2 protein-coding genes are annotated in these 1,910 nt (G+C 50.1%); one reads left to right on the top strand and one right to left on the bottom strand.

Annotated features, from left to right (window positions below):
- On the bottom strand, window positions 1-1,284 hold a 1,284-nt coding region (locus tag KDK16_RS01265; protein WP_257274322.1), incomplete at its 3' end, for a NarK family nitrate/nitrite MFS transporter.
- Window positions 1,285-1,661: 377 nt separating this feature from the next.
- Here KDK16_RS01265 and KDK16_RS01270 point away from each other — a divergent pair.
- The coding region (locus KDK16_RS01270; protein WP_257274323.1) for a hypothetical protein at window positions 1,662-1,910 on the top strand (249 nt) is incomplete at its 3' end.

Consider the following 1,910-nt stretch of genomic DNA (forward strand, 5'->3'; position numbering starts at 1 on the left):
GGCTCCGGTCATACCGGCAATCTGACCTGTCAGTCGACGTTTGATCAGGGGGACGGCTGCAAATACGGCACCTTCACCGGCCTGCACAAAGAAGGAGCAGGCCATAGCAGCAACCACAGCCAGAACCAGAGGCCAGCCGGAGTCTATGATGCTCATCATGTAGTAACCACCGGCCAGCCCTGCAGTCAGAACAAGCAAGGTGATCTTACGACCAAACTTGTCGCTCAGTAATCCTCCACCCGGACGAGACATCAGGTTCATAAAGGCATAAGCGGAAGCTACCAGACCTGCCATGACCGGATCTAATTCAAAGGTATCTGCGAAGAACAGGGGCAGCATAGAAACTACTGCCAACTCTGAGCCGAAGGTGGCGAAGTAGAGCACGTTCAGAACAGCCACCTGCTTGAACTGATACTGGTGAATGGCTGGGACAGGCTCGGAGAAAATCTGCTTGTTAACCTGCCAGACTTTCCAGGCGTCAAACAGATAGATGGCCGTCAGGCCTGCATATATAGCCGTTGAAATCCCGGCACTCAGCATGGCAACACCTTTTGGTGAAAGCTTCCAGGTCAGCAGAGCCAGTGCGGCATACATGGGTATCTTCATGATCAGCAGCAGGACAAAATCGCCCTTGCTGGTGACTTCCATGGCACCAATGTTCTTGGGCCGGAAGTAGGTGGAGCCTTTAGGGGTGTCAGTGACGTTCATGTAGAAGACGACACTGAACAGCAGGGAGATTAATCCGGTCAGGCCGATTGCGTAGCGCCAGCCATCTTCTCCACCAAAGAGCAGGGCAATGGTGGGCAGAGACATAGCGGCAGCGGCAGAACCAAAGTTGCCCCAGCCACCGTAAATCCCTTCAGCGGTACCCAGTTGGCGGGCCGGGAACCACTCAGACACCAGACGAATACCGACTACAAAGCCTGCACCAATAGTTCCCAGCATAAAGCGGGCTATGGCGGCCTGGGTGAAGTCATCCGCCAGGGCATACATAAAACAAGGAATACTGCAGATGGCCAGAAGTCCGGAATAGACTTTTCTGGGACCGTAAACATCGGTGAGCATACCAATGATGACTCGAGCCGGAATGGTGAGGGCCACGTTCAGAATCAGCAGGGTTTTAAGTTCTTCACGAGTGAGGCCCAGAGACTCAGAAATAGCCAGGGCCAGTGGCGCATGGTTAAACCAGACCACAAAGCTAATAAAGAAGGCAATCCAGCTAAGGTGCAGAATCTTGGTTTTCCCGCTAAATGAAAACAGGTTAAACGAATCGGGGTTGCTCATACATCCTCCTTGTTTAAGAGATTTCCCAATCAAAAGCAAACATCAGGCCAATATGGTAAATGCTTGAATTTAAGTTGCATTTTTATTCGTTTTTAATGAATTTTCTCTTATGTATAGGGGAGTCCTTTATTTAAGTATGCAAAGTCTCTAACTATTATTTTTCTTCTCACCAAAATGGTGCTTGTCAGCGGTTTGGTTATTTCCGGGTGCATTATTTTTGTGCAGGCACCTGGATTGCCCCGAGATATACTCCTGTTTTTTAGCGTGTTTTGAAAGTGGGCACGACAGTTGCTTAAACACAACCATTAGAAAAGAGGCTGGCTCTAATGGATGTAGTTGTTCCGGCCCAATGCGTCACATTGAAGAGGATGTCCGAGATGATCGGAAAAGAAACCCTGGTGGTAGTCGGTAATGGTATGGTCGGTCACCGCTTTCTTGAGAAGCTGGTCGACGCCGGAGGCCTGAATCGTTTCGAAGTGGTAGTGTTTGGCGAGGAAGTCCGTCCTGCCTATGACAGGGTTCATCTCAGTGAGTTTTTCACGGGGCGCTCTGCGGAGGACCTGTCTATGGTTTCTGAAGGCTTTTATGAGCAGGAAGGCATCAATCTTGTTCTTAATGAAGCCATC

The organism is Endozoicomonas sp. SESOKO4, from assembly GCF_024606275.1.